General features: G+C 67.1%; 21 protein-coding genes. 10 read left to right on the forward strand and 11 right to left on the reverse strand.

The annotated features are described in order from the left end of the window. The first annotated feature begins 1 nt into the window (after position 1). The 3 genes from ABD687_RS13040 (at position 2) to ABD687_RS13050 (ending at position 2867) form a co-directional block, all read left to right on the forward strand. Positions 2-490 (forward strand): MarR family winged helix-turn-helix transcriptional regulator, encoded by a 489-nt coding sequence (locus ABD687_RS13040; RefSeq protein WP_302263732.1) that lies wholly within the window; start codon positions 2-4, stop codon positions 488-490. Positions 491-625: 135 nt separating this feature from the next. Next, entirely contained in the window at positions 626-1708 is a 1083-nt protein-coding gene (locus tag ABD687_RS13045) for a maleylacetate reductase (RefSeq protein WP_310290550.1), read from the forward strand. 181 nt (positions 1709-1889) lie between these two features. Next, entirely contained in the window at positions 1890-2867 is a 978-nt protein-coding gene (locus tag ABD687_RS13050) for an aldo/keto reductase (RefSeq protein ID WP_264271609.1), read from the forward strand. A 108-nt stretch (positions 2868-2975) separates the two neighbouring features. On the opposite strand, the gene ABD687_RS13055 is transcribed toward ABD687_RS13050, so the two are convergent. Then, complete coding sequence (locus ABD687_RS13055; RefSeq protein ID WP_264271608.1) at positions 2976-3902, reverse strand: EamA family transporter; 927 nt, start codon at positions 3900-3902, stop codon at positions 2976-2978. Positions 3903-3987: 85 nt separating this feature from the next. Between ABD687_RS13055 and ABD687_RS13060 the strand changes: the two genes are divergently transcribed. After that, positions 3988-4887 carry a LysR family transcriptional regulator gene (locus tag ABD687_RS13060; protein WP_264271607.1) on the forward strand — a complete coding sequence of 300 codons (900 nt, stop codon included), beginning with the start codon at positions 3988-3990 and terminating at the stop codon, positions 4885-4887. 69 nt (positions 4888-4956) lie between these two features. On the opposite strand, the gene ABD687_RS13065 is transcribed toward ABD687_RS13060, so the two are convergent. Both ABD687_RS13065 and ABD687_RS13070 read right to left on the reverse strand, forming a co-directional pair. Next, the gene (locus ABD687_RS13065) at positions 4957-6264 is read right to left on the reverse strand and encodes an MFS transporter (RefSeq protein WP_310290545.1); all 1308 of its coding nucleotides are present in this window, start codon (positions 6262-6264) and stop codon (positions 4957-4959) included. Positions 6265-6288: 24 nt separating this feature from the next. Continuing rightward, the gene (locus ABD687_RS13070; protein WP_310290543.1) at positions 6289-7704 is read right to left on the reverse strand and encodes a M20 family metallopeptidase; all 1416 of its coding nucleotides are present in this window, start codon (positions 7702-7704) and stop codon (positions 6289-6291) included. A gap of 130 nt (positions 7705-7834) precedes the next feature. On the opposite strand from ABD687_RS13070, the gene ABD687_RS13075 reads away from it, so the two are divergent. Beyond that, the gene (locus ABD687_RS13075) at positions 7835-8725 is read left to right on the forward strand and encodes a LysR family transcriptional regulator (RefSeq protein WP_310293423.1); all 891 of its coding nucleotides are present in this window, start codon (positions 7835-7837) and stop codon (positions 8723-8725) included. Positions 8726-8752: 27 nt separating this feature from the next. On the opposite strand, the gene ABD687_RS13080 is transcribed toward ABD687_RS13075, so the two are convergent. Then, on the reverse strand, positions 8753-9454 hold the full coding sequence (locus ABD687_RS13080) for a FadR/GntR family transcriptional regulator (RefSeq protein WP_377700283.1): 702 nt from the start codon (positions 9452-9454) through the stop codon (positions 8753-8755). A 135-nt stretch (positions 9455-9589) separates the two neighbouring features. Between ABD687_RS13080 and ABD687_RS13085 the strand changes: the two genes are divergently transcribed. The 4 genes from ABD687_RS13085 to ABD687_RS13100 all read left to right on the forward strand — a co-directional run bounded on the left by ABD687_RS13085 (position 9590) and on the right by ABD687_RS13100 (position 15052). Next, the gene (locus tag ABD687_RS13085) at positions 9590-10954 is read left to right on the forward strand and encodes an SLC13 family permease (RefSeq protein WP_310290540.1); all 1365 of its coding nucleotides are present in this window, start codon (positions 9590-9592) and stop codon (positions 10952-10954) included. A 44-nt stretch (positions 10955-10998) separates the two neighbouring features. Beyond that, positions 10999-12231: a CaiB/BaiF CoA transferase family protein gene (locus tag ABD687_RS13090; protein WP_310290537.1), complete on the forward strand. Its 1233-nt coding sequence runs from the start codon at positions 10999-11001 to the stop codon at positions 12229-12231. Positions 12232-12257: 26 nt separating this feature from the next. Next, positions 12258-13739, forward strand: coding sequence for a carboxyl transferase domain-containing protein (locus ABD687_RS13095; protein ID WP_310293421.1), 1482 nt, complete (start codon positions 12258-12260; stop codon positions 13737-13739). A 125-nt stretch (positions 13740-13864) separates the two neighbouring features. Further along, positions 13865-15052 carry a siderophore-interacting protein gene (locus tag ABD687_RS13100; protein WP_310290533.1) on the forward strand — a complete coding sequence of 396 codons (1188 nt, stop codon included), beginning with the start codon at positions 13865-13867 and terminating at the stop codon, positions 15050-15052. Here the strand turns inward: ABD687_RS13100 and ABD687_RS13105 are convergent. The 6 genes from ABD687_RS13105 to ABD687_RS13130 form a co-directional block, all read right to left on the reverse strand. Beyond that, complete coding sequence (locus tag ABD687_RS13105) at positions 15049-15396, reverse strand: monooxygenase (RefSeq protein WP_302263722.1); 348 nt, start codon at positions 15394-15396, stop codon at positions 15049-15051. The two genes, ABD687_RS13100 and ABD687_RS13105, sit on opposite strands and share 4 nt — an antisense overlap. Positions 15397-15565: 169 nt before the next feature. Next, the gene (locus ABD687_RS13110) at positions 15566-16216 is read right to left on the reverse strand and encodes a class I SAM-dependent methyltransferase (protein WP_310290530.1); all 651 of its coding nucleotides are present in this window, start codon (positions 16214-16216) and stop codon (positions 15566-15568) included. Positions 16217-16379: 163 nt separating this feature from the next. Further along, positions 16380-17273 (reverse strand): sulfite exporter TauE/SafE family protein, encoded by an 894-nt coding sequence (locus ABD687_RS13115; RefSeq protein ID WP_310290527.1) that lies wholly within the window; start codon positions 17271-17273, stop codon positions 16380-16382. A 69-nt stretch (positions 17274-17342) separates the two neighbouring features. Continuing rightward, positions 17343-17639: a rhodanese-like domain-containing protein gene (locus ABD687_RS13120; RefSeq protein ID WP_310290524.1), complete on the reverse strand. Its 297-nt coding sequence runs from the start codon at positions 17637-17639 to the stop codon at positions 17343-17345. A gap of 108 nt (positions 17640-17747) precedes the next feature. Beyond that, complete coding sequence (locus tag ABD687_RS13125; RefSeq protein WP_310290520.1) at positions 17748-18332, reverse strand: rhodanese-like domain-containing protein; 585 nt, start codon at positions 18330-18332, stop codon at positions 17748-17750. 108 nt (positions 18333-18440) lie between these two features. Beyond that, positions 18441-19838 (reverse strand): MBL fold metallo-hydrolase, encoded by a 1398-nt coding sequence (locus tag ABD687_RS13130; protein ID WP_310290518.1) that lies wholly within the window; start codon positions 19836-19838, stop codon positions 18441-18443. Positions 19839-20371: 533 nt separating this feature from the next. Between ABD687_RS13130 and ABD687_RS13135 the strand changes: the two genes are divergently transcribed. After that, positions 20372-20629, forward strand: coding sequence for a metal-sensitive transcriptional regulator (locus ABD687_RS13135; protein WP_149619517.1), 258 nt, complete (start codon positions 20372-20374; stop codon positions 20627-20629). A gap of 186 nt (positions 20630-20815) precedes the next feature. Here the strand turns inward: ABD687_RS13135 and ABD687_RS13140 are convergent, their stop codons facing one another. Beyond that, on the reverse strand, positions 20816-22168 hold the full coding sequence (locus ABD687_RS13140; protein ID WP_310290514.1) for a flavin monoamine oxidase family protein: 1353 nt from the start codon (positions 22166-22168) through the stop codon (positions 20816-20818). Positions 22169-22211 lie beyond the last annotated feature (43 nt).

Genomic DNA, 22211 nt, shown 5'->3' on the forward strand with positions numbered 1-22211 from the left:
CATGGACGCTCTGGCCGATCCCCTCGCCGTCACGGAACGCGCGGGCACAGATGACGCCGTGATGTCGTCCCTGATCGACGAGGTCGAGCACCAATTCGCGACGATGTTCGTCAACGCCCGCAACAGCATCCGCTCCAGGGCCGCGGCCATTCATCCCGAACTGCACCCGCTGGGGTTCAGGGTCCTCACGATCCTCTCCCGCTCCGGAGCCCGGCAGCAGGGGGCCCTGGCCGAGGAGACGGAGGTGGACAAAGCCATGATGAGCCGGACCATCAAGCAGCTCGAGGCCCTGGGCCTGGTAGAGCGGAGCATTGACCCGAACGACGGCCGCGCCCTGCTGGTCGCCATGACGGATCTGGCCCGGGCGCGCTTCGACGCGACGCTGGCCAATGCCCGCCGGGTCTTGCACGACCGGCTCGCGGAGTGGGAACCGGGCGAGGTCCGCCGCTTCACCGACCTGCTGGCCAAGCTGAACGACTCGGGCATTTAGCCCCATCCCCCATCCATGTGGTCCTTGGTCCCGGAATGAAGATCTTCCGGGGCCAGGGACCACATGCGTATCGGGTAGCGTTTCAGTCAGCGCCACCGGTCCCCCGCACGGGATCCCAAACCAAGGAATACCCCCATGGGATTGCTCTTCAGCCACGACACCCTGCCCCAACGCGTGCTCTTCGGCACCGGCAAGGCCGCCGAACACCTCGCCGCGGAGGTGGCTGCATTTGGGGCCACGCGGGTCATGATGATTGCCGGGCGGCGCGACGCCAACACGGCCGCCGGCCTTTCCGCCCGGCTCCCGGTTGTCCTGCACTATTCCGACATCGTGCAGCACGTGCCCATCGAAAGCGCGGCACGTGCCCGCGCCGCCGCCCGGGAGCACCGCGTCGACCTGCTCGTGTGCCTCGGCGGCGGGTCGGCCGTGGGACTGGCCAAGGCCGTCGCCCTGGACACCGGATTGCCCGTCATCGCCATCCCCACCACCTATGCGGGCTCCGAGGCAACCAACGTCTGGGGCCTGACCGAGGACGGCCGCAAAAAGACCGGTGTCGACGCGCGGGTGCTCCCTGCCACCGTCATCTACGATGCGCAGCTCAGTCTCTCGCTGCCCTCGGGGCTCTCGGTCGCCTCGGGGCTGAACGCCATGGCGCACTGCATCGATTCGCTGTGGGGGCCGCGTGCCGACCCGATCAATGCGGCACTCGCCGCCGAGGGAATCCGCGCCCTGGCCACCGGCCTGCCGGCCATCACCGACGACCCGGCGGGAATCGAGGGCCGTGAGCAGGCGCTCTATGGCGCCTACCTGTCGGCGGTGGCCTTCGCCTCGGCGGGTTCGGGCCTGCACCACAAGATCTGCCACGTGCTGGGAGGCACCTGGAACATGCCACATGCCCAGACCCACGCCACGGTGCTGCCCTACGTGTTGGCGTTCAATGCGCCGCACGCGCCCGAAGCCGAGTCCCGCATTGCCGCGGCCTTTGGCAGCCCCACGGCACTTGAGGGGCTCAACGCGCTGCGGAAGCGGCTGGACGCACCGCGGGCGCTGAAGAACTACGGATTCGACGCGGCGGACATCCCGGAGGCGGTGTCACTCATCCTGCCGCAGGTTCCTGCCATCAACCCGAGGACCGTCACCGGGGAAAACCTGACGGAGCTGCTCACCGCTGCGCTCCACGGCACCGACGCGGCCGGCCTCTCACCGGTCAAAGCCTGAACGCAGCCAAGCCACCGGCGGCTCGAACCTTGGCCGCGGCGATGTTGCGGCCTGTCGGCACGCCACCGGCATCCGGCTGGCCGTCGGGCAGGTTGCCGGGCGGCATGGCGTTCCCCTTACTTCCTTACCTCGCATGAACCGGAATTGACCCCGCGTCGGCCTCGCAATTTATAGTCGGGGTATGGAACAGCGCGTATTGGGCAAGACCGGACGGAACGTTTCAGTCATCGGACTGGGCACCTGGCAGCTCGGGGCCGACTGGGGCAACGTCGACCCGGGGCAAGCGCGGACCATCCTCGCGGCTTCCGCCGAGGCCGGCGTCACCTTCTTCGACACGGCCGACGTCTACGGGGACGGCCGCAGCGAGCAGGCCATCGGGGCGTTCCTCGCGGAGAACCCCGGCACCGGCATCACGGTGGCCACGAAAATGGGCCGCCGGCTGGAACAACGGCCGGAGAACTACAACCTGGCCAACTTCCGCCAATGGGTGGACCGATCCCGCCGCAACCTGCGGACCGAAGCCCTGGACCTGGTCCAACTGCATTGCCCGCCCACCGCCGTCTACAGCCGCGCAGAGGTGTATGACGCGTTGGACACCCTCGTCTCCGAGGGCGCCATCAAGAACTACGGCGTCAGCGTCGAACGGACCGATGAAGCCCTCGAGGCCCTGCGCCACGACGGCACCGCATCCGTCCAGATCATCCTGAACGCCTTCCGGCTCAAGCCGCTGGACGAGGTGCTCCCCGCCGCGAAGGCCGCGGGAGTGGGCATCATCGCCCGGGTTCCCCTCGCTTCCGGCCTGCTCTCGGGGAAGTACACCAGCGAAACCAGGTTCGCCGAAGACGACCACCGCAACTACAACCGCACCGGCGCCGCCTTCGACGTCGGGGAAACCTTCTCCGGCGTGGATTTCGAGCTGGGTCTCCAGGCCGTGGCCGAGTTCCAGCAGCTGGTGCCGCAGGGCGTAGGCACAGCACAGGCGGCCATCGCGTGGGTGAGTGCCCAGGACGGCGTCACCGCGGTCATTCCCGGTGCCCGCACCGTGGAGCAGGCCCGGGCCAATGCCGCCGTCGGGGCCGCAATCACCCCGGAGTTCGACGAAAGCGTCCGCTCCATCTATGACCGCTACTTCCGCGAGGCGGTCCACCCCCGCTGGTGAATGCCCGGCGGGGCCGCTTGGGGTCCCGCCGGAGCCTCGGCGCGATCGTCGTTGCGCTTTCCGGATGCCGCGCTGCGCTATTGCGGTCTTTTGCCGGCCGGCCGCCGGCTACCGGATGGATTGCGCAGCGGCGGCCGCGGTAGCGGCCGGATCCTGCGCGGTCGGGGAGAGCTTCGCGGGGTCGCGGCGCCCGGTGCGCGTGGCACCGATCCCGGCAACAATCACCAGCACGATGCCCGCGATCGCGGCCGGGCGCGGGACCTGCTGCAGGAAGATAAACCCGACGACCATGGCGATGGCCGGCTCCAGGCACATCAGCGTGCCGAATGCCGCGGTGGTCAGGCGGCGCAGGGCCAACAGCTCGAGGCTGAACGGGATGACCGGCAGCAGCAGCGCAAGGGCCAGCCCGATGGCCAGCACCTGCACGTCCATCCGCCCGATCACCTCCGGCCCCACCACCAACGTGGCGGCCAGCGCCGCGACGGGCATCGAAATGGCCAGGGCACCGATCCCGTCGACGGCGTCCCCCGCACGCTGGGTAAGCAGGACGTAGAGGGCCCAGCAGCCGGCGCCGGCCAGGGCGAAAAGCACCCCGGCCAGATCTGCCGCACCGTGCCACGGTTCGGTCAGCCCGAGCACGCCGGCCGCCGCGACCAGCGCCCACCAGCGCCCGGCACCCCGACCCTGGACGATGGCCACGGCCAGCGGGCCCATGAATTCCAGGGCGCTCGCGGTACCCAGCGGAATGGTTTCCACCGCCTTCATGAACGCCAGCGTCATGCCCGCGGTGGCCAGGCCCAACAGGGCGCAGACCCCCAGCGTGGCCCGGGTGAACCGCATGCGCCACGGGCGGGCAATGGCCACCAGGATGACGGCGGCCCAGGCCAGGCGCAACCAGGCAACGCCCTCGGACCCCAGGGATCCGGCGAGCCCGATCGACGCGGCAAGGCCCAGCTGGACACAGCCCATCGCGGCAAACGCCATCAGGGAACCGACGGAGGCGGACGTGGCGGCGGGTGCGGGTGTGGAACTCATGGATTCAAGTAGATCCGAGACGGGTTGTCCATGTCCACGCGAGAATCATCAACATATCGTTCGTTATTACTGCACAATGGTTGTCATGGAAACCCGGCGCCTGCAATACCTGTACGAGCTCTCCCGCATGGGATCGATGCGCGCGGTGGCGGACATCCTGGGCACCACCACCTCGACCGTCTCCCAGCAGATCGCACAGCTGTCGCGGGAGACCGGGGCCCGGCTGCTGGAGCCCGACGGACGCGGGGTACGCCTCACCCCGGCCGGACGCCGACTGGCCGAGCACGCGCAAACCATCCTCGCTGCCGTCGACGCCGCCCGCCTCGACCTGGATTCGGGGGCCGAACCCTCCGGAACGCTGCGCGTGGCCGGATTCGCCACCGCGATCCGCAGGACGCTGATGCCGGTGATCGAGGAACTGGCCGAACGCCATCCCCGGGTGCGCATCGTGGTGCTCGAGCACGAGCCGGCGGAGTCGCTGAAGCTGCTGGCCGCGGACGACCTCGACCTGGCCCTGACCTACGACTACAACCTCGCCCCGGACGAGGTGGGTGCGGACATCGAAACTCTGCCGCTGTGGAGCACCGCGTGGGGGCTGGGCGTGCCGACCGCCGAGGCGCAACGGTTCACGGCCGGTGGCCTGATGCCTGACGCCGCGGCGGTCTTCTCCGCCTTCCGAGAGCGCGACTGGATCGGAAACTCCCGCAACATTGCCGATGAAACCGTGCTCCGGCTCATCTCCTCGATGGCGGGCTTCGAGCCGGCCTTGCGCCACCAATCCGACAGCCTGGACCTGGTCGAGGACCTGATCCTCGCCGGCCTGGGCGTGGGCCTCCTTCCGGCCGACCGGCCGCAACGCGAAGGCATCGCCATCCTGCCGCTGCACCACCCGGACCTGCAGCTGCGCGCCTTCGCCCGGACGCGCCGGGGACGCAGCGCCTGGCCTGCACTGGCCCTGGTGCTGCAGCGGCTGGGCAACGGCTGACCGTACCGACATACGCCAAGGCAGGGCCCCACATGTGGGCCCTGCCGTCGGTTGCGAAGCCAGGTCCGGCTAGCGCACCGCGCGGAACTTCACGGCGGAGGCCAGCGCGACGATGCTGACACCGGCGAGCACCGCCAGGTAGTAGCTCGGTGCCATCGGCTGGCCGGTGACCTCGATCAGGTAGGCGCAGATCATGGGCGTGAACCCACCGAACACCGCCACCGCCGCGTTGTAGCTGAAGGACAGCCCCGTCGCGCGGGTTTTGGCCGGGAAGACATCCGCCATGACCGAGGGCAGGGCGCCGAAGTAGACGGACTTCATCAACCCAAGAACGATCATGACCAGTGCCAGCACCAGGAAGGTCCGGCCGGCAATGAGCCACATGAACAGCGGGATGGTCAGCACGGCAATTGCGATGGCCGCCGGAACCATGATCCGGATCCGCCCGAACCTGTCCGAAAGGTGACCGACCAGCGGGGTGAGGAAGGTCAGGATGACGCCGGTGAGGATCAGCGAGGTGAAGGAAATCGACGGGCTGATCCCCAGCTGCTTGATGCCGAAGGTCGGCATGTACTGGATGACGAAGTTCAGTGCGGTGGAGATCGCCAGGGCGCCGCCGGCCATGAGGACGCCTGCCTTTTGCGAGACGAAGACATCGCGCACCGGGGTGTGCTTTTCCTCCGGCGCCACCGCGGCCAGCGGTGCCTCGTCCACGTAGCGGCGAATCATCCAGCCGGCCGGTCCCACCAGCAGCCCGATGACGAAGGGAATCCGCCAGGCCCAAGCGTTCATCTCGGCCTCGCTGAACACCGAGGTCAGGATGACTACGGTGATGGCGGCCATGAGGGCGCCCAAGCCCTGGCTGGCGAATTGGAAGCTGCCCAGGAACCCGCGCCGCCCCTCGCCTTGCGCAATGAGGTACGAGGTGGCTGCCCCGAACTCGCCGCCGGCCGAGAAGCCCTGGATGAGACGACCAAGGATCAGGCCGATCGGGGCCAGGATCCCGATGGCGTCGTAGCCGGGCATGAAGGCGATCACCGCCGTCCCGAGCACCATCAACCGGATGGTGAGCATCAGGCCCTTCTTCATGCCGTTCCGGTCGGCGTATGAGCCAAGGATCAATCCGCCCAGCGGCCGGATCAGGTAGGAGACCCCGAAGACCGCGAAGGCCTGGATTACCTCGACGGCGGGGTTGTCCGAGGGGAAGAAGTTGTGGCCGATGTAGATCGCCAAAAGGGCATAGATCGACATGTCGTACCACTCGAGGGCATTGCCGATGGTGGCGGCGGCGATGCCGCGGGCCATGGATTGCTTGCGGGGCGCCGGGACGCCCGGTGCTTGCGGGGTTGCGGCGATCTGGTTCTGACTGCGGTTCATGGGAGTTCCCCTCGGGAGGCGGTGTCAGGCGTGGGTGGACAGGACTCTGGGCGCGAACGGGCTGTTGCCGCGGACCCCCAGGTCGTGGAAGAGGCCGCACATGAGTTGCAGTCCCTGGCGGGCGATCGGTTCGAGCATGTGTTCGTTCGGGGCGTGTTGGAGGCATCCGGGGTACGAATGCGGGATCCAGAGGGTTGGCAGGCCCAGGATCGATTCGAAGACGGCGTTGGGCAGCGAACCGCCGATGTTGGGCAGGATGGTCGTTGGCAGGCCGGTGCTTTCGCGCAGGGATTCGGCAGCCCAGGAAACCCAAGGGTCATCAGGTTCGATTCTGCTTGCCGGAAAGCTGGTCAGCACCTTCGCCCTGACCATCGGGAAGCCGTGCCCGTCGAGCGCGCGCTGCACCTGGCTCTCGAGGCCCGTCACGTCGGTGCCCACGACGAAACGCAGCTGCAGAATGGCACGCGCGTCGCCGGGGATGGCATTGACGGGATGGTACGGATCCGCCGCGCCCATGGCCAACACCTCGAGGGTGTTCCACCCGTAGACGCGTTCGGCCGGGGTCAATTCCGGGTCCCCCCAGCCCGCATCCACGCTCGGGTCGTCGGCGCCTGTCGCAACCTGGATGCCTTCCAGTGCGCTGCGGACCGCGGCGGGCAGGGTGGAAGGAAGCAATGCGGGGAGCCTGATCCTGCCGTGCCCGTCAACCAGCACGCCAATGGCGGCGGCCAGGGTGGTGGCGGGATTGCGGATCAGCCCTCCCCAGTTCCCGGAGTGGTAGCTCTCCTCGCGCAAGTCGGCGGTGAGTTCAAACGTGACCCCACCGCGGGCGCCGAGGAAGATGGTCGGGGTCTCGGCCGATAGCCGGGGCCCGTCCGAGGCGATGAAGACGTCGGCGGCAAGCTCCTCGCGGTGGGCTTCGGCGAACTCCGCCAAGTCCGGGGAACCGATTTCCTCTCCGGACTCGAAGAGGAACACCACGTTGAACCCGAGGCTCCCGTGCGCCTCGAGCAGGAATTCCAGGGCCTTGAGATTGACCAGGTGCTGGCCTTTGTTGTCCGCCGAGCCGCGCCCGTACCAGCGTTCGCCCTCGGCGCTGAGGGTGAAGGGATCCCTGCCTTCGTCCCACTGGCCCTCGTGTCCGTCGACCACGTCGGCGTGGCCGTAGCAGAGCATGGTCGGAAGATCCGGGTTCTCGATCCGGCGGCCGACCAGGAAGCTGTTGGCCCCGCCGTTCCACTCCGCGTGGATCCGGTTATCGAAGCCCATCTGCTGGAGCCGGGGAGCGATCTTGTCGGTGAGGTATGAATTCAGTTCAAGGCGGTTTGCCGAGTTGGTGCTGACGGTGCGATGCCCGACCAACGCCGCCAGCTCCGAGAAGAATCCGCCGCCATCGACAAATGACGCCGCCTTCTTCAAGATTTCCTTGCGATTGCTCATGCCCGCACATCCTTTTGGTTGTTGTATCGTGAATCACACTAAGAGCAGCGACGGGCATCCACCAGTAGCATTTTTCGCAACCTCGTTGACTTCAAGTCAAACCGGATGAAATGAGAATTAAATCGTGCAGATGCTGCCCACGTCCCTGGTCTACTTCCATGAAGTGGCCCGCACCGGCTCGATCACCGATGCTGCCGAAGCGCAGCATGTCTCGGCCTCGGCCATCAGCCGGCAAATCACCCAGCTCGAGCACTCCACGGGGGTCGCGTTGTTCCGCCGCCACCCGCGCGGAATGCAGCTGACAGATGCCGGGGTGCTGCTGCTTGCCCACACACGCCGCAGCGAGGCGGAGGCCGAGGAACTGCTGGGCGAATTGCGCGAGCAGGCCTCGGGCAAGCAACGGACGCTTGAAATCGTCAGCTCCGAGGGCCTGGCCGCCTATCGGGTGCCGTCGGCCATCGCAGCATTCTGCCGGGAACACCAGGACGTGTCGATCCAGCTCACGGTGCTTCCGTCGCCGGAGGCAACGCGCCGCATCGTCGATGGGAGTGCAGACGTGGCCATGATCTTCGCCCTGGGTCCGCAGCGCGACGTCACCGTGGAATTCTCCTGCCCGGCACCCGCCTATGCGGTGGTTGCCGACGACCATCCCCTGGCCGCGCATGCCAAGGTCTCGCTGGCCGAGCTTTGCCAATACCCGCTCTCACTTCCCGCCAAGGGCATCAGCCAGCGGGAGCTGTTCGACATTGCCGCCCAAATGGAGGGACTGGCGCCCCGCATTGCGATGATCACCGACCACATCAATCCGGCCATGGAATTCGCTCGATCCGGCGTCGGGGCAACGCTGCTGAGCCATTTTGCCCGGCGCGAGGGCCTCACCGACGGGCTACGTTTCATTCCGGTTGACCACCCGGCGCTCGGCGAGCGCCGGGCACAGATCCTCACCATGCCGAGGCGCCGTCAATCGGCATTGGCCGCGGCATTCATCCAAACCATGACCAAGGTCCTGCGCCAGGACTAACCAGCCGCCGCGGGCCGTCGGGGGAGGTTACTTCAGCAGCGCGACGTCGGAGACCAGGTCGATGTGGGCCTGCATGGCCGCGGCCGCGGCCGCGGCGTCGCCATTCCTGATGGCCCGCGCGATCACCTGGTGCGATTCAAGCGAACGCTCCGGGCGGCCGGGCTGCCCCAGGGACTCGAGCCTGGTCTCGAGAACCATTTCGGCAATGAAGGTCATGAGCTGGGCCAGGACGCGCGAGTGCGCGGCGGCGGTTACCGCCTCGTGGAAGAGTTCGTCGCCTCGCTCACCGCGGCCGCCCCCGGCGATCTCGCCGGACATGACGTCCAGGGCCTTCTCGATGCGCTCGAGGTCGGCGTCGGTGCGCCGCTCCGCCGCCAGCGCCGCGAGCTTCACCTCCAGGGTGCTGCGCGCCTCCACGATTTCGGGCAGCCTGTTTTGGTGTTCCCGGAGGTCGCGCAGGACGGTGGCGATGCTCGGCCGGTAGACCAACACCGCGCCGGTCCCGTGCTGCACGTCAATAACGCCCAGGACCTCGAGTGCCACCAGCGCCTGGGCGATCGTCGCCCGCGAGACTCCCAGCTGGTCGGCGAGGTCCCGCTCGGCCGGCAGGTGGTCGCCGGGGCCCAGCTGCTCGGATTCGACGTAGCCGAGGATCTGTTTCATCAGCTGCTCGTAGAGCCGCGGACGCGCCACCTTGCCCAGCGATGCAGGCTTTTCCCGAGCCACGATAGACCTCCCAGCGTTCAAGTGTTAACTCCAATCTACACCGGACGCCCATTGACAAAGACACCTACTGTCTAGGAGGCTAGTCCAGTGACATCGTGACGCGACTCACACCATTGGATCTGAACAAAGGAATCGCATATGTCCCCCGCCGTTATTTCCATCATCGTCCTGGCGGTGATGTTCTTGATTGCCACGGTGCTCCCCATCAACATGGGGGCACTCGCATTTGTCGGCGCGTTCCTGTTGGGCGCGGTCTTCTTGGGCATGGATTCCAAGGACATCCTGGCCAGCTTCCCCGGGGGTCTGTTCCTCACCCTGGTGGGAGTCACCTATCTCTTCGCCATAGCCCAGAACAACGGGACCATCGACCTGCTGATCAACAAGGCAGTGAAACTCGTCGACAACCGGATCGCCCTGATTCCGTGGGTCATGTTCATCATCACCGCGGCCATCACCTCGGTGGGCGCCCTGGGTCCCGCGGCGGTGGCCATCATGGCACCCATCGGCCTGAGCTTCGCCGCCAAGTACAAGATCAATCCGCTGATGATGGGCATGCTCATCGTCCACGGAGCACAGGCCGGCGGGTTCTCCCCCATTGCCGTCTACGGCGTCATCGTCAACGGGCTCATCGCCGAAACCGGTTTTGCCTTCAGCCCCACCGCACTCTTCCTCTCCAGCTTCGTCTTCAACCTGGTCATTGCCCTGGTGCTCTTCATCGTCTTGGGCGGAAGCAAGCTCGCCGGATCCCGCGCCGGGCAGCTGGCCGAGCGCGTTGCGGAGGCCCGCCTGGAGGTCTCGGTCGGTGCCCGCACCGCCGACGTCGACTTCAAGGGTTCCGGCAGCGGAACCTACGGCCCCCGCGACCCGGCCGGCGACGGCGCCGCCGCGACCAAGTCCTCCGGCGAGCGCTTCCCGCAGGTCATGACGATCCTGGGCCTGATCGCCCTGGCTGTCATTGCGCTGGGCTTCAAGGTCGATGTGGGCTTCGTGTCCATCACCATCGCCGTGATCCTGGCACTGGTGAATCCCAAGGCGCAAAAGGGAGCGGTCAACAAGATCAGCTGGTCCACCGTGCTGCTGATCTGCGGAATGCTCACCTTCGTCGGGGTCCTCGAGGAAGCGGGGACCATCGAGTACGTCTCGGACGGCGTCGCGAACATGGGCATGCCGCTGCTTGCTGCGCTCATGATCTGCTACATCGGCGCGGTGGTCTCGGCGTTCGCCTCGTCCACCGCGATCCTCGCGGCACTCATTCCCCTCGCGGTCCCGTTCCTCGATTCCGGTTCCGTCAGCGCCGTGGGCGTGGTCTGCGCACTGGCGATCGCCTCCACCATCGTGGATGTTTCGCCGTTCTCCACCAACGGCGCACTCGTGCTGGCCAACGCCCCCGAGGGCACCGACAAGGACCGCTTCTACAAGCAGATCCTGGGCTACGGCGGCATCGTCGTCGCCGTCGGACCGCTGCTGGCCTGGCTCACCCTGGTCGTGCCCGGCTGGCTCTAACCTGCTTCTTCTCCCCTCCCCCCCCACCAGTTAAAGGAGTCTTCGTGAGCACCACCGCGTACAAGACGCTGCCAACCATCCCCGCCACCGCCGCCGGACCGCTGGGCGGCTACACCGTGCTGGACCTGACCCGCGCCCTGGCCGGCCCGCATGCGGGCATGATGATGGGGGACCTCGGTGCCCGCGTCATCAAGGTCGAGTCGCCCGAGACCGGGGACGACACCCGAAGCTGGGGTCCCCCATTCGTGGGACCCGAGGACAACCCGCAGGCCACCTACTTCCTGTCCTGCAACCGCAACAAGGAGTCCATCGCCCTGGACCTCAAGAGCAAGGAGGGCAAGGAAACGCTCTCCCGGCTCATCGAGCGCTCCGACGTGCTGATGGAGAACTTCCGCACCGGCGTCCTGGAGCGCCTTGGATTCGGCGTCGAGGCGCTGCACGAGCTCAACCCCCGGCTGGTGATCCTCTCGATCACCGGATTCGGGCACGACGGCCCCGAATCGCACCGCAGCGGATACGACCAGATCCTGCAGGGCGAGGCGGGCCTGATGTCCCTGACCGGGTCCGGGCCCGATGACCCGCAGCGGGTGGGGGTTCCCATCGCCGACCTGCTCTCGGGGATGTACGGGGCCTACGGTGCCCTCGCGGCCCTGCTGGAACGCGAAAGGACCGGGAAGGGGCAGGTCGTCCGCACGTCCCTTCTGGCCGCCATCGTCGGCGTCCATGCCTTCCAGGGCACCCGGTCCACCGTGGCCGGCCAGGTGCCCCAAGCCCAGGGCAACCACCACCCGTCCATCGCCCCCTACGGGCTCTTTGGCTGCCGCAACGGCAAGGTCCAGATCAGCGTGGGCAGCCAGAAGCTGTGGCTGGCCTTCGCCGCGGCCTTCGGGCTCGAGGGTACCCGGCCGGAATTCGCCACCAATGCCGACCGGGTCAAGAACCACTCACTTCTCCTGGCCGAGATCGAGGCGGCCTTCGCGCACCACGAGCCGGCGGACCTGCTGGCGAAACTGGATGCCGCCGGCATCCCCGCCGGCAAGGTCCGCACGCTGGACGAGGTCTACGCATGGGACCAGGTCGCCGCGCAGGGCCTGCTGGTGGATGTTGAGCACCCGGTGCTGGGCAAAATCACCCTGCCCGGCCCGCCCCTGCGCTTCTTCGACCCGGCCACCGAGGCAGAGACCACCCGGACGGCACACACCGCTCCCCCGGTGCTGGACGCCGACGGCTCCTCCATCCGCACCTGGTTGGACGAGGAAACGGAGGCACGGCCGTGACTGCAACCGAACTGAAGGCAAAGCGCATGACGGCAACCGAACTGATCGACACCGTCCTGGATGCGGGATCGTTCACCTCCTGGGACGCCCCGGTCCGGCGCCCGGTCATCGGCGAAAAATACGCCGCGGACCTTGCCGCCGCCGAGTCCAAGAGCGGCGTCGATGAATCGGTGCTCACCGGCGAGGGCCTGATCCGGGGCCGCAGGGTGGCGGTCATCGTCTCCGAATTCCGGTTCCTCGCCGGCTCCATCGGGCAGGCCGCCACCGAACGCATCACCTCGGCCATCGAACGCGCCACCGCCGAGGGGCTGCCGCTGCTGGCGGGCCCGGCCTCCGGCGGGACCCGCATGCAGGAGGGAACCCTGGCTTTCCTCGGGATGGTCGCCATCACCGATGCGGTGCGCCGGCACAAGGAAAGCGGGCTGCCCTACCTGGTCTACCTGCGCCACCCCACCACCGGCGGGGTCATGGCCTCCTGGGGGTCCCTGGGGCACATGACGGTGGCCGAGCCCGGCGCGCTGCTCGGGTTCCTGGGCCCTCGGGTGTTTGAGACCCTCAACGGCACCGCGTTCCCGCCCGGCGTCCAGGTGGCGGAGAACCTCTACCGCAAGGGGCTTATCGACGCGGTCGTGACGCCGGAGGAACTGCCGGCGATCGTCGACCGCGCCCTGCGGATCCTCACGCCCACCCAGGGGCCGGACCCGGCCATCGTGCCGGAGGTACGTGCCGGGACCCCAAGCGACGCGAGCGCCTGGGAATCCATCCTGATCAGCCGGAACCCCCGGCGCCCGGACCTGCGCATGCTGCTGGCCGCCGGGGCGGTCGATGCGCTGCCGTTGAACGGCACCGGCCAGGGAGAAAAGGACCCGGGGTTGATCCTGGCCTTGGCCAGGTTCGGGCAACAGTCATGCGTGGTGCTGGGCCACCAGCGCCCGCGGCACAAAGACACCCCCGCGATGGGCCCCGCCTCGCTGCGGGAGGCCCGCCGCGGCATGCAGCTTGCCGAGGAACTCCAGCTACCGCTGCTGACCATCATCGACACCGCCGGGGCGGCGCTGTCCAAGGAGGCGGAGGAAGGCGGCCTCGCCGGGGAAATAGCGCGGTCGCTCAACGAGCTCATCGGCCTGAAAGCGCCGTCCGTGTCGGTGCTGCTGGGCCAGGGAACCGGCGGCGGAGCACTGGCGCTGCTGCCCGCGGACCGGATCATTGCCGCCCAGCATTCGTGGCTCTCCCCGCTGCCACCGGAAGGAGCCAGCGCCATCATCCACCGCACCGCGGAGCATGCCCCGGAGGTCGCCGCCGCACAGGGCGTCGAGGTGGCCTCGCTTACGCGCATCGGCCTGGTGGACCGCGTGGTCGAGGAATTGCCGGATGCATCCCTTGAACCGCGGGAATTCTGCACCCGGATGGGCCAGGCCATCGAGCTGGAGCTGGCCAACGCCCGGGCGATCCCGGCGAACGAGCGACTGGCCCGGCGCCGGGCAAAGTTCCGGACGCTGGGCGCCTGACGGGAGGCACCGCGGCGCCCGGTCCCTTCGGGGCTGGGCACCTGCTTGTGTCCGGCCCATATTCAGGTCAGACTCGACGTAAAGGGGCGACGCCCACGCCCTCATCCGCCCGGAGGAGCCAAGCCATGTCGCATCACAAGAAGCGCCGCTATACCGGAAAGGTGCCCCACCCCCTTGCCGCGGGGCACGCTCAGATACTCGAGGTCGCCATGGAAGCCGGCCGCAGGGCCGGGCGAAAGGCCGCAAAGAAGAAGTTGAAGCGGGCTTCCCGGCATGACGGAACCAAGCTCTCCAAGGCATTGCGTGAATCGGTGCTGCGGGACGCGGAGAAGGCAGGTGGCAAGGCCGCATACGCGGCCGCCGCCAAGGCAATCCGGAAGGCCGGGCACCGGATCGCCGTTCCGACGGACCTGCACCAATCCACCGGGTCGCCGCTCGCGCCGGGCCCGATCCATGAACCCATGCCGGTCCCCAGGCGGCGGATCAGCGGTTCGCAGATCGTGATGGAAGTCCTGCGTGTGGAAAGGCCCAGCCGCAGCATGGTGCGCATCGTCGCCGGCGGGGAAGGTTTCGACGACTTCGAGTCCAACGGCGCGGCCGACCAGTACGTCAAGCTGTACTTCGCGAACCCCGCCCTCGGGCTGCTGGCGCCCTACGACATGCGTTCGCTTCGCAAGACGCTGCGGCGCGAGGACTTTCCTGCCTCCCGTTCCTACACGATCCGCCGCCACGACCCGGTGGCCCGGGAACTGGCCATCGAGTTCTTCATCCACGAGCCCGCCGGTCCGGCCGCCGCCTGGGCCGCGGCAGCACAGCCCGGCGACCAGCTGGTGCTCTCCAAGTCCAAGGGCAAGTTCCGTCCCGATCCGAAGGCCGAGCAGCACCTCTACGCGGCAGACGACGCGGGGATCCCGGCCATCGCCGCGGCGCTGGAAATGCTGCCGCGCACGGCATCGGGGCGGGTCTTCCTCGAAGTGGAGGGCCCGGAGGACGAACAGGAGTTCGACCTACCCCTGCACATGGAACTCACCTGGCTCCACCGCAACGGCGAACCCGCGGCCGTCAGCAACCTGTTGGCCGACGCGTTGCGGGACATTCCGGCTCCGCATGGACGCGTCGAGGTTCTGGCGCTGGGCGGGCGCGACGCGGTGCGCGACATCCGCAAGCTGGCCTCGCACTGGGACATCGAGCAGCGCAACATCCACGTTTCCAGTTACTGGACCGCGCGCAGGCCCGGGCGCATGTGGCCCGTGCCGGCAGCCGAGGGTCCTCGCCTCGAGGCCGGGCAGCGGAGTGCCGTAACGGACGATTAGGCCGAAGGAAGTCCTCGGGTGATCTGCGACAGGGAACGGTTCACTTGGAAGACCTTCCCGCGGATACCTGTGATTCCCCATCCTGCCAGCCTGGCGCTGTGCATCTTCAGGTACGCCCGGGCGTCTTCCTCCGCGGTGAACAGGTAGACTCCCCCGGCCTCGCCCGTCTCACTGTTCTCGGTCCACAACTTCCAGATCAAGCCGGGTTCCTGTGCGATGCTGTGGGCCAACTCGGCATAGCCTTTGGCCATCTCATCTCCAAAGGGCCCCTCCGTGGGGAAGTCGACCTGAACCATCCACAGGCTCTCTTCCGACCGGAGGGCGTCATTATTTGTAGTAGTCATTGTTTGGCTTCACTTTCCATGGTGGCGAGCAGGATGTACGGCAGTTGAATGAGTTCCGAAGTCCGGCAGGGCGGACGATTGTCACAGGCATCAGGGCCAAGCCCCACCCTATCGGGGGCGTGCCACACGCAAAAAGAGGCCCTGCGGTGCGGTGCGTCAACTATTGACGCTACGCACGGTTTCGTTCATTGTCGCCCGGTGAAGCCTGGGCAACGACGACGCAGTCCAGGGCCGGTCGAAGTTTGCCGGCCACGGCCCTGGTTCTGGTTTCAGCGGACAAGATGGACATGCCCGCAGCGCGCAGCCAGCCGGCCACCTGGGCCGGGGTCTGCAGCACTGCGGGATCCTGCGGACCTCCAGTCCCATGCTCGAGGTTGGAGGCATCGTGGCTGACAAACAGGAAACGGCCACCCGGGGCCAGAGCCCCGGCCGCGACGGTCACCGCTGCCTGGAGCTGCGTTGCCGGCAGCTGCAGATAGGCAACGAGCACCAGGTCCGCGCTTCCGGGCTCCGGTGTGATGGCGGTTGCCTCCTGCACGATCCACTCGATGTTCTCGCCCAGAGCCTGTGCCGTCGCCACGTTGCGTCCCACCTCCAGGCCTGTGGAAGAGAAATCAACGGCCTTCACCTTCCAGCCCCGGTCGGCCAGCCACAACGCGTGGCGTCCCTCTCCCGCGGCCAGGTCCATCGCCCTGCCCGGCGCCAGCGCGCCAAGTTCCTGCACCACCCAGACATTCGGTGCGGCGCCCCACACTCCGGCCGGGTCGGCATACCTGCGGTCCCACGCCGTCGCGTCAAGCGGTCCAGTTGTTCCAGTCATCAGCCAGCTCCTTCATCAGTGGTGCACATCGTGCTTGCTGCCCACCACGGGGATGCCGGCGGTCCCATGGCGCCATGATATCCCCGGGCAAACGTTGTTCGAACCTACGCGCATTGCTCCGCCGGCCCTTGCCGAGATCGACGGCGGTCGCGCTACCTTGGACTCATCGTGTTTCGGCGCCTTCGGGCTTTGCAGGGGATGCCATCCGTCGACGCAGCGGGCACGCGGGGACGGCGAACCAGCAGAGGGCCGCAGCCACGGCGAGGGCGGCGGCGGTGACGACGAGGATGAGGTTCGCCGGTGCCGGCAGTTCCTGAAAGAGCACGAAGATGCCCATGCCAAGCACGAAGAAGCCAAAGCCCTTGCGCAACGAGGATTCGGGGATGCGTCCGGCGAGCCGGGCACCAATGAATGACCCGAGGATCGCGGCCGTCGTGACCCCGCCGACCAGCGCCCAATCCAAGGAGACCGTGGTGAGGTATCCGCCGAGTCCGGCGAAGGACTTCATGGCGATGACGATCAGCGAGGTGCCGACGGCCACCGGCATGGACAGTCCGCCGAGCAGGGCGAGCGCGGGCACGACGAGGAAGCCGCCACCGGCGCCGACCAGGCCGGTGACCAACCCCACGACCAGGCCCTCGAGGATGACTTTGGGCACCGGGAGCTCGCCGTCGTGGGCCACGGACGAGGGGACCTTGCGGCCGCGGATCATGGCCAGGGAGGTGGCGACCATCATCAGCGCGAAGGCGACCATGAGGATGGTTCCAGGGATGTGGCCGCCGAGCAGGCCGCCTCCGAAGGCCCCCGCCATGCCGGCGGCCCCGAAGACCAGCCCGGTGCGCCATTTCACGCGTTTCTTGCGGGCGTGGTCCACGGCGCTGACCGCGGAGGTCGCGCCGACCACAAAGAGCGAGGCGGCGATGGCTTCCTTGGGGTTCATGCCGGCGACATAGGTGAGGATCGGGACCGTGAGGATGGATCCGCCCCCGCCGAGCAATCCGAGCGAGAGTCCGATCAGCACCGACAGCAAGAGGGTGAGAGCGAGGGTAAGGGTCATGGAGAAAGTCCTTGCGGGGTCGGGGGGCAGCTCTGCGCGCGGCGGGTGGTGGCCGTCGGGGAGTTTTCGCTAGGTGACGGGCAAGCCGGCACGCTGCCAGGCGTTCATGCCACCGTCCATGTTGTCGGCGGTGAATCCGGCGCCCGTGAGTGCGTCGGCGACGCGGGTGCTGCGGTTGCCACTGCGACACACCACGATGACGGGACGGAACCGGTCGATCTCCTCCAGCCTGTTGCCCAGCTCCCCCATGGAGATGTGGATGGCGCCGGGGATCATGCCCTCGGCAACTTCGAAGTCTTCGCGGACGTCGAGGATCTGGTCCTCGCTGCGGCGCCGGTCGGCGTCGACGACGGTGATATCGGGCATGGTTGTTCCTTTGGCGCGTTGAGGAATGAGTGCCTTTCCTGCCCCGGGGTGTCAGTCCCGGGGCAGGAAAGGGCTGGGGAAAGGCCGACGGAGCCGGCCGGGGTGGTGTTAGGAGTTCCTGCCGGGCAGCTGGGCGATGACCGATTCACGGGTTGGCTCGTTGCCGGTCTTGTTCCAGGGCATCTTGGACAGGGCCTTGCCCATGGCGCAGGTATTGGTGGCAGCCGAGAAGGTCAGGCCCGCACCGATGACACCGGCAACGGTGCGCAGTTGCGGGGAGAGGAACTTGCCCCCGGCCAACCCGGCGACAACCAGGGAACCGGCGGCCATTCGCACCTGGCGTTCCAAGGCCCAGCGCTTGGAACCCTGGACGGTTTCTCCGCCGGCCTGCTGGTATCCCGGCACGCCCCCAACGAGGACATGGGCATCGTTGAAGCCGACTCCGGCGAGCTTTGAGCGGGCCTCGGTGGCGCGCACGCCCGACTGGCAGACAAGTACCACCTTGGTGTCGATTCTCGCGGCAAGCTCCGCGGTGTGCTCGGCCAGCAGCGGGAGTGGGACATTGTAGGAGCCCTTGATATGCAGGCTTTCGAATTCGGCAGCGGAACGCACGTCGAGAACCACGACATGGTCGCCGGAGGCAATCCACTCGTTGAGCACTCCGGGGCTGGTGGTCTGGGGAGTCGTGTTCATGGCTTTGGGGCCCTTTCCGCCGGGCAGGGTGCCCGGCCGGTCCCGCGTCCGGAAGGGATGATGCGGGACCGATTTATGCTGATCGGGTGGTAGGGGCGTGTGGAGCGCCTAGGCGTCCTGCGCTTGCTTCCAGGCGTTCCATCCGGCGTAACTGCCCTCGAGCTCGATGACCTCGTGTCCGGCGCGGCGCAGGGCGGAGGCTGCCACGGAATTGCGGACGCCGGACTGGCAGTAGCTCACGATCACGCCGTCGGAAGGCAGCTGGTCAGTGTGCCACAGCACGCGGCCGGCGTTGAGCTGTTCGGAGCCCGGGATGTGCCCGGCGGAGTGCTCGGACTTGTTGCGCACGTCGAGCACCATCGCCGCGTCGAACCGCGCCAATTGGGCGGGGGCCAACGTTTCCGGGGTGTAGGTCGGAAGACCCTCGAACGAGGTCACGTAGCCGGCGACGTTGTCGATGCCCACGCGGACGAGGTGGTCCCACATTTCGGTGGCCGTTTCGCTGCCGGCTGCCAACAACACCAGCGGGCGCTGGTCGGTTTCCGGGTCCATGGCCCAACCGCCGTAGCTTGCCGCCTTGTTCCCGGCCGGGATGTTCAGCGCCCCCACCACGGTGCCCTTGTGGACCTCGCTGTGGTGGCGGGTGTCGACTATGCCGATTTCGTCGGCCGCCAATGCCTCAACGACATCGGAGCCGGACAGCTCGACCAGCGGTGCGCGTTCGACCATGATGGCCGGTCCCTGTCGGTTTTGTCGCTTCATCCGGCCAAAGTAGGCGTGGGCGTCGGGCTGCCCGTCGAGCAGGGTCTCAATGAATCCGGTCTCATCGTTTGCCGCGAGGTAAGGGCCCCACCAGGAGAAGTTTCGTTCATATCCGACGGTGGAGGACGGAATGGCGCCCAGCGCCTTGCCGCAGGCACTGCCTGCACCGTGGCCCGGGTAAATCTGCACATAGTCGGGCAGTGTCAGGAACTTGTCCTTGAGCGAGACAAACAGGTCGTGCGCCCCGGCGAAGCGGGTGTCGGTGCCGCCGGCTGCCTCGTCGAGCAGGTCTGGACGGCCCAGGTCACCCGAGAACACGAAATCTCCCGTGAGCAGGAAGCCTGGTTCGTCGCTGAAGGCGCCATCGGTGATCAGGAAGGAGAGGTGTTCCGGGGTGTGGCCGGGGGTGTGCAGCGCTCGGAGGGTGATATTTCCCAGGGTGATGGTGGACTGGTCGAAGAGACGGTTGGCGTCGAATTCATACTGCCAGTCTTCCCCGCCCTCGCCCGAGACATGGATCGTTGCATCGGTGGCGGCCGCCAGCTCGCGGGTTCCGGAAAGGTAATCGGCATGGATATGGGTCTCGGTGACTGCCGTGATCTTCATGCCGTTCTTCGCGGCAAGGTCCTGGTACACCCGGATGTCGCGGCGGGCGTCCACCACAATGGCCTCGCCCTTGGCCTGGCAGCCAATGAAGTAGCTGGCCTGTGCCAGGTCCTCATCATAGATGCGTTCGAGAAGCATGGTCTCTCCTTTGGTTGCTTGAATCAAAAAAATAATACCCCCGGGGGTATCTCGCCATCACAAACAATAATACCCCCGGGGGTATCCGTCAAATGATCTATCGGCCGAACCCTGGGGTGCCCTCTGCGCAGAAAAGCGGCGGTCGGCACCATGGTGAATGATGCCGACCGCCGCCGGGCCTTGGGTGGTTGGGCTTAGCGGCCAAAGAGGCGCGCGAAGAACCCACCGCCCTTGCGGGCTTCCCTCGGGGCACTTGGATCACAGGTGCAGCGCTCGCTGCGTGGCACGTGGGCCATGACCTGCTTGATATGCTGGCCGCATCCGGCCCAGGTGGTTTTCTGGCACTTGCGGCATTTGGTCGCACGGCACATGTGGCGGCTCCTCGCGTTTCGGGTTATCGAGGGCCCATTCGCCCCCTTTGCATTCGAGTATGACACATACCCCAGGGGGTATTTAAAGTCACTGTCCCCGAACCACCGGAAAACCCCCGGGGGTATAGAATTGATGAAACCAACACCCGGGAGGGACCCACCATGGAACTTGAAGCGGACACCATGAAACCGGCCATCAACAGGCTCAAACGAGCCCAGGGCCAGCTGAACGCGGTGATACGCATGCTGGAGGAAGGCGGTGACTGCCGCGCGGTGGTCACCCAGCTTTCCGCAGCCTCCAAGGCCATCGACCGTGCCGGGTTCTCCATTATCGCCACGGGGCTCGAGCAGTGCCTGAAAAGCGAGGACCCTGCGGCCGACCGCGCTGACATGGAAAAGCTCTTCCTCTCACTGGCATAGTTCCCAACCAGCCAACGCCGCAGAATTACTGCAAGGCCTTCAAATTGCATAGGCGAAATAATTCACGCGATCCGTATCGTAGTTCTTTGAACCCGGGAACCCTCGGTGACTGTTTCCGAGACGACTGGCCTCTCGGATTCGGCTGAAGGTCCTGCCGATGCCGACGTTTAGCCGCCACTGGTGGTCTCAGTTCGGCATGGCGAGAAGGATTTCGTCTGCTGCCCGAAGACCGGAACGCACGGCCCCGTCCATGTAGCCGTTCCAGACGGACGAGGTCTCCGCGCCCGCCCAGTGGATGCGTCCGACGGGAGCCGCCAGGGCCTTACCGTACTGCGTCCAGGCGCCGGCACCCAGCCGCCCCCCGTAGCAGCCACGAGTGAATTCCTCCGCCGTCCAGTCCTGCTCCACGATGTCGAAGGGCTTCGCCGCCTTCGGCCCGAAGTACTTCACCAGGTCGGCGACGACCAGCGCACGGCGCTCCGCCTCGCCCAGTGGGCTAGCGGTGCGGGCATGGTGGCCCTCCAGGAAGCCGACCAGCACTCCGCAGGACCCGTCGCGCGGACTGTTGTCCAGCACGACGTTGAAGGGGTCATCGAAACTCCACACCGTGCCGCTAAGCCCCTCCTCGCGCCAAAACGGCGTGTCGTAGCCAACCTGGAACTTGATCACGGCCCCGGCCGGCATCTGCTGGGTAAGTCCGTCGCGCAACGCAGGCAGCGGCGGATCGTAGCGCAGGCGCCCGGCCAGCGTCTGCGGGATGGCGACGATGACGTGCCCGGTCGTGAGACTGCCTCCCTCGTACTCGACCACGACCCCGGACTCGTCTTGGCGGATGGTCCGCACCACGGCGTTGAGCCGCACCGACTCCCCCAGCGCCTCGGCCATCCGCTCGGAGATCAGGTGCGTTCCGCCCACGATCCTCGACTCCTGTGCACCGCCCGTGGTGGTCATCAGGGATTCCAGGCTGGTTCCCGACTTGACGTAGAACAGGAAGTGCAGAAGCGAAAGCTCCGGCGACTCGGCCGAGAACAGCGAGGGCACCAGCAGCCGGAAGAAGCGATGGGCCAGCGCGTCGGAGGTGTTCTCAACCACCCACGAGTCCAGGGTCTGCCGATCCAAGTCCCCGGCTCCGGCCGTTTCCCACGGCTCGCCCAAGGCCACCGTGGAGGCCATCGCCTCCAGCTCCTCCCAGAGCCGGTTCACCTCCGCGGCCGTTTCCGGCGGAAGGCCATAGGACTTGTCCGCGTAGCGCACCACCTTCCCGTCATACGCGGTCAGCGACTCGCCTTCGTCAAAACTGGCGAAGGTCTCCAGCCCCAGTTCCTCGATCAGCCCCAGCACCGCATCCTGCGTCGGGCCGACCCATTGGCCGCCCAGCTCCACCGGCTCCCCATTGCTCAGGAAGCCGCCCATATTGCGCCCCGCCACCCGGTCGCGGGCCTCCAGCACTGCCACGGACCGGCCTTCCGCCACCAACTTCCGGGCAGCGCTGAGACCGGCCAGGCCCGCACCCACGACAACTACGTCCACATCAAACATCCAAAACCTCCACTAGGTCATTGCCTTGGCCACAACACCGGCG

This window comes from Paeniglutamicibacter sulfureus (assembly GCF_039535115.1).
GTDB lineage: Bacteria > Actinomycetota > Actinomycetes > Actinomycetales > Micrococcaceae > Paeniglutamicibacter > Paeniglutamicibacter sulfureus.

Bases quoted from the DNA above. Each gene is read 5' to 3' on its own strand.
- ABD687_RS13105 (WP_302263722.1), bottom strand. From the start codon at position 15,396: ATGACTACTACAAATAATGACGCCCTCCGGTCGGAAGAGAGCCTGTGG.
- ABD687_RS13075 (WP_310293423.1), top strand. From the start codon at position 7,835: ATGCTGCCCACGTCCCTGGTCTACTTCCATGAAGTGGCCCGCACCGGC.
- ABD687_RS13085 (WP_310290540.1), top strand. From the start codon at position 9,590: ATGTCCCCCGCCGTTATTTCCATCATCGTCCTGGCGGTGATGTTCTTG.
- ABD687_RS13140 (WP_310290514.1), bottom strand. From the start codon at position 22,168: ATGTTTGATGTGGACGTAGTTGTCGTGGGTGCGGGCCTGGCCGGTCTC.
- ABD687_RS13055 (WP_264271608.1), bottom strand. From the start codon at position 3,902: ATGAGTTCCACACCCGCACCCGCCGCCACGTCCGCCTCCGTCGGTTCC.
- ABD687_RS13100 (WP_310290533.1), top strand. From the start codon at position 13,865: ATGTCGCATCACAAGAAGCGCCGCTATACCGGAAAGGTGCCCCACCCC.
- ABD687_RS13095 (WP_310293421.1), top strand. From the start codon at position 12,258: ATGACGGCAACCGAACTGATCGACACCGTCCTGGATGCGGGATCGTTC.
- ABD687_RS13135 (WP_149619517.1), top strand. From the start codon at position 20,372: ATGGAACTTGAAGCGGACACCATGAAACCGGCCATCAACAGGCTCAAA.
- ABD687_RS13050 (WP_264271609.1), top strand. From the start codon at position 1,890: ATGGAACAGCGCGTATTGGGCAAGACCGGACGGAACGTTTCAGTCATC.
- ABD687_RS13120 (WP_310290524.1), bottom strand. From the start codon at position 17,639: ATGCCCGATATCACCGTCGTCGACGCCGACCGGCGCCGCAGCGAGGAC.
- ABD687_RS13125 (WP_310290520.1), bottom strand. From the start codon at position 18,332: ATGAACACGACTCCCCAGACCACCAGCCCCGGAGTGCTCAACGAGTGG.
- ABD687_RS13040 (WP_302263732.1), top strand. From the start codon at position 2: ATGGACGCTCTGGCCGATCCCCTCGCCGTCACGGAACGCGCGGGCACA.
- ABD687_RS13065 (WP_310290545.1), bottom strand. From the start codon at position 6,264: ATGAACCGCAGTCAGAACCAGATCGCCGCAACCCCGCAAGCACCGGGC.
- ABD687_RS13060 (WP_264271607.1), top strand. From the start codon at position 3,988: ATGGAAACCCGGCGCCTGCAATACCTGTACGAGCTCTCCCGCATGGGA.
- ABD687_RS13110 (WP_310290530.1), bottom strand. From the start codon at position 16,216: ATGACTGGAACAACTGGACCGCTTGACGCGACGGCGTGGGACCGCAGG.
- ABD687_RS13070 (WP_310290543.1), bottom strand. From the start codon at position 7,704: ATGAGCAATCGCAAGGAAATCTTGAAGAAGGCGGCGTCATTTGTCGAT.
- ABD687_RS13115 (WP_310290527.1), bottom strand. From the start codon at position 17,273: ATGACCCTTACCCTCGCTCTCACCCTCTTGCTGTCGGTGCTGATCGGA.
- ABD687_RS13130 (WP_310290518.1), bottom strand. From the start codon at position 19,838: ATGCTTCTCGAACGCATCTATGATGAGGACCTGGCACAGGCCAGCTAC.
- ABD687_RS13045 (WP_310290550.1), top strand. From the start codon at position 626: ATGGGATTGCTCTTCAGCCACGACACCCTGCCCCAACGCGTGCTCTTC.